Origin of the sequence: Pseudomonas sp. JUb52 (assembly GCF_004341115.1) — a bacterium.
GTDB lineage: Bacteria > Pseudomonadota > Gammaproteobacteria > Pseudomonadales > Pseudomonadaceae > Chryseomonas > Chryseomonas oryzihabitans.
The window spans coordinates 80358-87165 of the sequence record NZ_SLYS01000017.1 but is presented as its reverse complement, the minus strand read 5'-3'; the positions used below and the strand labels follow the sequence as shown (position 1 = coordinate 87165).

Below are 6808 nucleotides of genomic sequence, written 5' to 3'. Positions count from 1 at the left end.
ACTGGATCAGGCCGCATCAATTCAACGATGGGCTACCGCCTGCGGTGGCCGAAGAAAAACTTAACCCACTGTCCGGGATGGGTTGACCACTACAATGCGCTCCTTCCTTATCCTGCTGCTAGTGCTTGCGCTTCCGATCAATGGGATAGCGGAAATGCTCATGCCGGTTGGATCGTCCGGGCATCACGTGATGTCCGATATGGAAGGTGTGGGCGCCATGACGACCGACCACGCTTCGATGGTTGGCGCCGATGACGGTGCTGAACACGAGTGCTGTGAAGCGAATGAGCATGGAACGGAGACCGTCTGCAAGACGGGCCAAGAATGCAAAACTGCAAGTATCCTTCAGCTTGTCTCAATAAAAGCCCAGCTGATGCCTGCTGCTGAACCCGTGACCACTCCCTATAACGGCCTGATCTCCTCTAGCCTTTTAGACGCCGTCTGGCGTCCACCCCGCGTCTAATTCCGATCAAATTATAGGAACCGCCCGAGTGAGCATTCGGGCCGGCTACTGCGCGCCTTTGGCTCGCATGAAAGATCAGGAATCCTTCGCAAATGAAACCCCGTATTTATTGGGCGCCGCCGTACGTGGCCGCCTTGATCATGGGCGCGCTCTCGTTTCCAGGGTTAGCGTCCGCTTTGACCTTAGAACAAGCTCTGAGCGTGGCCGAGCAAGACGCGCCTTCGCTGCATGCGCAAGCCGCCAACCTGGTGGCCGCACGCAGCGCTGCAATCCCTGCCGGCGAGCTTCCTGACCCTAAACTTAAGCTTGGACTGCAAAGCGTGCCCATCGAAGGTGACGCTCGCTGGCAGTTGGAGCAAGAGGCCATGACCATGCAAATGGTTGGGGTCATGCAAGATGTGCCAAACCGAGCGAAAAGGCGCGCTCGTGTCGAGGCCGCGCAGGCTAGTGTTGCGCTCGCAAACGCCCAGCAAACGGTTGAACGTCTCGGTGTGCGCCAAGCAACCGCCGAGGCATGGATCGCTAGCTTCGCGGTCGAGCAGAAGCTAAGCCTTTTCAAGCAGCTTTACAGCGAGAATCAGCTCCTTTCGCGGGCTGTTCAGGCCCGCATTGCTGGCGGCAGCGGACAAACCGCAGACAGCGTACTTCCGAGGCAAGAGGCAGCATTGCTGGCTGAACAAGAGGATGAGCTGCTGCGTAACCAGGCTGTTGCGCGGGCCGGCCTCCGGCGCTGGATAGGCGAGCTAGCAGGCCAGCCGCTTACAGGTGACTGGCCGCAATGGCTTGCCGCCGTTGATAACTATCAGCACAACCTGAACCGGCACCCGGCGTTACTCGCCTTCGACCCGATGACTCGTGAAGCGGAGGCAAAGGTTCACCAGGCCATCGCAGAGAAAACACCGGATTGGAGTTGGGGGATCGACTACCTGCGACGTGGCCGTGAGTACGGCGACATGGTGAACCTCAGCGTCAGCTTCGACCTGCCGCTGTTTACCAGCTCTCGGCAGGATCCGAAGATCGCGGCCGAACGAGCTCGCCTTGCCCAGATCGAGGCTCAGCGCCAAGCGACCTTGCGCCTGTACAACCAAGAGCTGAGTACTGACCTCGCTGAGTATCAGCGTCTGGACCGCGCACTCATCCGCCTCGACAAAACCTTACTACCCCTCGCTGAAGAGAAGGTCCGCCTTGCCATGGCCGATTACCGCTCCGGAAGCGGTGAGCTGACCGCTGTGATCGAAGCGCGACGACAGCTTGTGGAGACCCGGCTACGGCGTATTGACGTCGCCCGCGATCGATCGTTGAGCAATGCCCGCCTGCATTTCGCCTTTGGAGATACCCGACCATGACATTCCAACACAAGCGGCTGGTACTCGCCTTCAGTCTGCCTCTGATGATTAGCGCTGCAGCGCTAATCGGTCTGCCTACCGCAGCCTTCGGACAATCGCCTGCAGAAGAAGACAAGGAAGTGCTCTATTGGTATGACCCTATGGTCCCCAGCAAAAGTTCGATAAGCCGGGCAAGTCGCCATTCATGGATATGGAATTGATTCCACGCTATGCAGATGAGGGAAGCGACGGGGCATCGATCAGTATCGACCCGAGCGTGACGCAGAATCTCGGCGTGCGCTTGGCAACCGTAACGCGTGAATCGATCAGCCAGTCGCTCGAAGCGACAGGCGCGTTGATGTTTGACGAGCGAGACGTGGCGGTTGTGCAGGCGCGTGCCGGTGGCTTTGTCGAGCGCGTTTACGACCGAGCACCGGAGGATGTCATCGAAAAAGGCGCGCCGTTAGCCGATCTTTTGGTTCCCGAATGGGCTGCCGCACAGGAAGAGTACCTGGCGCTCAAAGGGGTCGGCCAACCCCAGCTGCTCGCAGCGGCTCGCCAGCGGTTGCGCCTTGCTGGCATGCCGCCAGAAGTCATAGTGCAGCTAGAACGAACTGGTAAAGCGCGCCCCGTTTGGACAGTGACGAGTCCAATAGGCGGCGTGCTGAACAGCCTCGACGTTCGCGAGGGCATGACCGTACCCGCCGGCGCTACTCTTGCGCGCGTCAACGGCCTGGACACGGTTTGGCTAGAAGTTGCAGTACCAGAGGCGCGGAGCGCAAATTTAGCGCCAGGGCAATCAGTAACAACGCGCCTGCCCGCTTTTGCGGGTGAAACGCTGGAAGGAACGATCCAGACGGTACTATCGCAGGCCAACCTGGATAGCCGCACTGTGCGTGTCCGGGTCGAGCTACCTAACCCGCAACAACGGCTTCGTCCCGGCATGACGGCCGAGGTGACGTTGAGTCGCAACGTCGAAGATGTCTTGGTCATCCCGTCCGAGGCGGTCATTCGCACCGGTCGGCGCGCATTGGTGATGCTGGCCGAGGATCAAGGCCGTTACCGCCCGATTGAGGTTCGCACAGGCCGGGAATTCGATGACCAGACAGAGGTGCTTGAAGGGCTGGAAGCCGGTCAGAAGGTCGTGGCGTCCGGTCAGTTTCTCCTGGATTCAGAGGCGAGCCTACGCGGGCTGACCGCTCAGGGTTTGGAGGAGCCTGCAACTTCTACAGAACCTGCGCTGCACGAGGCTGAAGGTACGATCGTCAGCCTGGAAGATGGCATGGTTGGCCTGTCGCATGGGCCGTTCAAGACGCTGAACATGCCTGGGATGACCATGTCCTTTCCGGTTGCGGATCAATCCCTGCTGTCAGGCTTGCAAGTCGACGACCGCGTCCGTGTGGGCGTGCGTGAAAGCGACGAAGGCCTGGTCATCGAGCGCATCGAGAAGCTCGGGGGCCAGAAATGATTGCAGCCATAATCCGATGGTCAGTAGCCAACCGCTTTCTGATCCTGCTGGCCACTTTGTTCGCGGTGGCCTGGGGTATCTGGTCGGTCAAGAACACTGCTGTCGATGCGTTGCCAGACCTTTCCGACGTTCAGGTCATCATTCGCACGCCATACCCAGGGCAGGCGCCGCAGATTGTCGAGAATCAGGTCACCTACCCGCTTACGACGACCATGCTGTCTGTTCCCGGTGCCAAAACGGTTCGCGGCTACTCCTTCTTTGGGGACAGCTACGTGTACGTCCTGTTCGAAGACGGCACAGACCTTTATTGGGCCCGTTCACGTGTGCTGGAGTACCTGAGTCAGGTTCAGAGCCGGCTCCCTGCCGCCGCCAAACCCGCCTTGGGGCCTGACGCCACAGGTGTCGGTTGGATTTACCAATATGCCTTGGTAGACCAAACGGGCAAGCATGACCTCTCACAGCTGCGCTCATTGCAAGATTGGTTTCTGCGCTATGAACTAAAGACACTACCCAACGTGGCGGAAGTCGCACCCATAGGCGGGATGGTCAAGCAGTACCAGGTCGTAATGGATCCTATACGGATGGCCAGCCGGGGCGTGACGCAACAGCAGATCGCTCAAGCTATCGACGAGGCCAATCGTGAAACCGGCGGGAGTGTTCTAGAGCTAGCAGAAACCGAGTTCATGGTCCGTGCGACCGGGTATCTGAAGACACTCAACGACTTTCGAGCCATTCCTTTGCGTCTCGACGGCGGCGTGCCAGTGACGCTAGGGGACGTTGCGCATTTCCAGCTCGGCCCGGAAATGCGCCGGGGCATCAGCGAGCTTGACGGTGAAGGTGAGGTAGTCGGCGGCGTGGTGATCCTGCGGAGCGGCAAGAACGCTCGGGAAACCATCGCTGCCGTTCAGACCAAACTGGATGAGCTGACAGCGAGCCTGCCCCAAGGCGTCGAAATCGTCACGACGTACGACCGTAGCAAGGTGATCGACAGTGCCGTTGAAAACCTCACGCACAAGCTCATCGAGGAGTTCATTGTCGTTGCGTTAGTTTGCGCGATTTTTCTGTGGCATCTGCGCTCGTCGTTGGTCGCCATCGTGTCGTTGCCGATCGGCATCCTGATTGCTTTTGTGATCATGCAGCGGCAAGGCATCAACGCCAACATCATGTCGTTGGGTGGCATCGCGATCGCCATCGGAGCGATGGTCGATGCAGCAATCGTCATGATCGAAAACGCCCACAAGCACATTGAGGCCTGGCACAAGCGGCATCCTGACTCCACCTTGAAGGGCCAGGAGCACTGGAAGGTCATTACTGACGCGGCTGTTGAAGTGGGGCCGGCATTGTTCTTCAGCCTGCTGATCATCACGCTGTCGTTCATTCCAGTGTTCACCCTGGAGGCGCAGGAAGGCCGGCTGTTCGGTCCACTGGCGTTCACCAAAACCTATGCAATGGCAGCCGCCGCGGGCCTGTCTGTCACGCTGGTTCCTGTGCTCATGGGGTATTGGATCAGGGGCAAAATCCCTGACGAACACCGTAATCCACTCAACCGTGGCCTGATCTGGATCTACAAGCCGGCCCTGGACGCGGTACTGCGCTGGCCCAAGATGACTCTGCTGGTGGCTGTTCTGGTCTTCCTGACAGGCTTGTGGCCGGCCTCTCGCCTTGGTGGGGAGTTCTTGCCCCCGCTGGATGAAGGTGACCTCCTTTATATGCCCACTGCGCTTCCAGGCCTCTCCGCTCAGAAGGCTTCTGAGCTACTGCAGCAGACGGACCGGCTCATAAAAACGGTTCCAGAAGTTGCACACGTGTTCGGTAAGGCTGGTCGAGCCGACACCGCTACAGATCCCGCCCCGCTGGAAATGTTCGAGACGACCATTCAGTTCAAGCCGAAGGATCAATGGCGCCCTGGGATGACGCCTGACAAGCTGGTTGAGGAGTTGGATCGCACCGTACAGGTACCTGGATTAGCCAATCTGTGGATCCCGCCGATTCGAAACCGTATCGATATGCTGGCGACGGGTATCAAGAGCCCGATCGGGGTGAAAGTGTATGGCACTGACTTGGCACAGATCGACAAAGCCACCCAGGCAGTGGAAAAAATCGCCAAAACGGTGCCTGGGGTCAGTTCGGCGCTTGCTGAGAGACTGACCGGCGGCAGGTATATCGATGTGGATATCGTTCGTGTCGCCGCCGCACGCTACGGCCTGAATATCGCGGACGTGCAATCGATCGTGGCCGGTGCCATCGGTGGTCAAACCATTGGTGAAACCGTGGAAGGGCTCGCCAGGTATCCGATCAACCTCCGCTATGGCCGCGAGTGGCGCGACTCGATATCCGATCTGCGCAACCTACCGATCTACACGCCGCAAGGCAGCCAGATCACGTTGGGGACCGTGGCCAAAGTACAGGTGACAGACGGACCGCCCATGCTTAAAAGCGAAAACGCAAGGCTGTCGGGCTGGGTTTACGTCGATGTTCGTGGCCGCGACATGGCGGCTGTGGTGGGCGATCTGAGGGAAAAGATCAGCAAAGGGGTCCAGCTCGAATCCGGCATGAGCATCAGCTATTCCGGCCAATTCGAATTCATGGAGCGCGCTAACGCGAAGCTGAAGCTCGTCGTTCCGGCTACCTTGCTGATCATTTTTGTATTGCTCTACCTAACGTTTGCCCGCTTTGGCGAGGCGCTGCTCATCATGGCTACGCTGCCATTCGCTCTGACCGGGGGCGTCTGGTTCCTATATCTGCTCGGGTACAACCTATCCGTAGCGACAGGAATCGGATTCATCGCACTGGCAGGCGTTTCTGCTGAGTTCGGCGTCATTATGCTGCTGTATTTGAAGAACGCCTGGACGGATCGGGTTAACGCTGGAGCCCATGGCGAAGGCGTCCTGCTCGCCGCCATTCGTGAAGGTGCTGTCCAGCGAGTGCGCCCCAAGGCCATGACCGTCGCCGTGATCATCGCTGGCCTGCTGCCCATCCTTTGGGGCGGCGGGACCGGCAGCGAAATCATGAGCCGTATTGCCGCGCCCATGGTGGGCGGGATGATCACCGCGCCGTTGCTCTCCCTGTTCGTTCTGCCGGCAGCCTACCTGCTGATGCGCCGCCGGCAATTGCAGGCCCAGCACGCAACCAACTCCCCTGGAGAACATCTATGAACATCAAGCACATCACCCTTGCCTCACTCTTCCTAGTACCAGTCGCCTATGCCGCCGACAAGGAGCCAATGGACGGCATGCCGATGGATCACAAAGGCATGAACATGCCAATGGACCAGAAGTCGGCGGGACAGACCGCTACAGCCACAGGTACGGTCAAGAAAGTAAACACCGAGAGCGGAACCGTCACCATTGCCCACGGCCCGGTCGAAGCGTTGGGCTGGCCGTCGATGACGATGGGCTTCAAAGCAAAGCCTGATCAGCTCCAAACGCTGAAAGAAGGGGACCAGGTCGAATTCGAGTTCTCCTCGAAAGGTATGGATTCCACCATTACGCGCATCGAAAAGCAGTAAAGAGCAGAAAGCGACCGCCGCAGGCGCGGCGGTCGTACCAACAC

Annotated in this window: 4 protein-coding genes and 1 pseudogene; 4 read left to right on the top strand and 1 reads right to left on the bottom strand. The window is 58.9% G+C overall.

Features of this window, described 5'->3' with window-relative positions:
• Positions 1–118: 118 nt before the first annotated feature.
• Positions 119–292, bottom strand: coding sequence for a hypothetical protein (locus EC839_RS24355; protein WP_156522360.1), 174 nt, complete (start codon positions 290–292; stop codon positions 119–121).
• Positions 293–555: 263 nt separating this feature from the next.
• Here EC839_RS24355 and EC839_RS21965 point away from each other — a divergent pair, with 263 nt between their 5' ends.
• From EC839_RS21965 to EC839_RS21950, 4 genes and pseudogenes are all read left to right on the top strand, one after another.
• A complete protein-coding gene (locus EC839_RS21965; protein ID WP_003292652.1) occupies positions 556–1809 on the top strand; it encodes a TolC family protein in 1254 nt (417 codons plus the stop codon).
• Positions 1806–3256 (top strand): annotated as a pseudogene (locus EC839_RS21960) (efflux RND transporter periplasmic adaptor subunit). The gene EC839_RS21965 and the pseudogene EC839_RS21960 overlap by 4 nt, the downstream one beginning before the upstream one ends.
• Positions 3253–6411: an efflux RND transporter permease subunit gene (locus tag EC839_RS21955; protein ID WP_017642861.1), complete on the top strand. Its 3159-nt coding sequence runs from the start codon at positions 3253–3255 to the stop codon at positions 6409–6411. Before EC839_RS21960 ends, EC839_RS21955 begins: the two are co-directional and overlap by 4 nt.
• Positions 6408–6764, top strand: a complete 357-nt coding sequence (locus EC839_RS21950; RefSeq protein WP_003298789.1) for a copper-binding protein — start codon at positions 6408–6410, stop codon at positions 6762–6764. The genes EC839_RS21955 and EC839_RS21950 overlap by 4 nt, the downstream gene beginning before the upstream one ends.
• Positions 6765–6808: the final 44 nt, after the last annotated feature.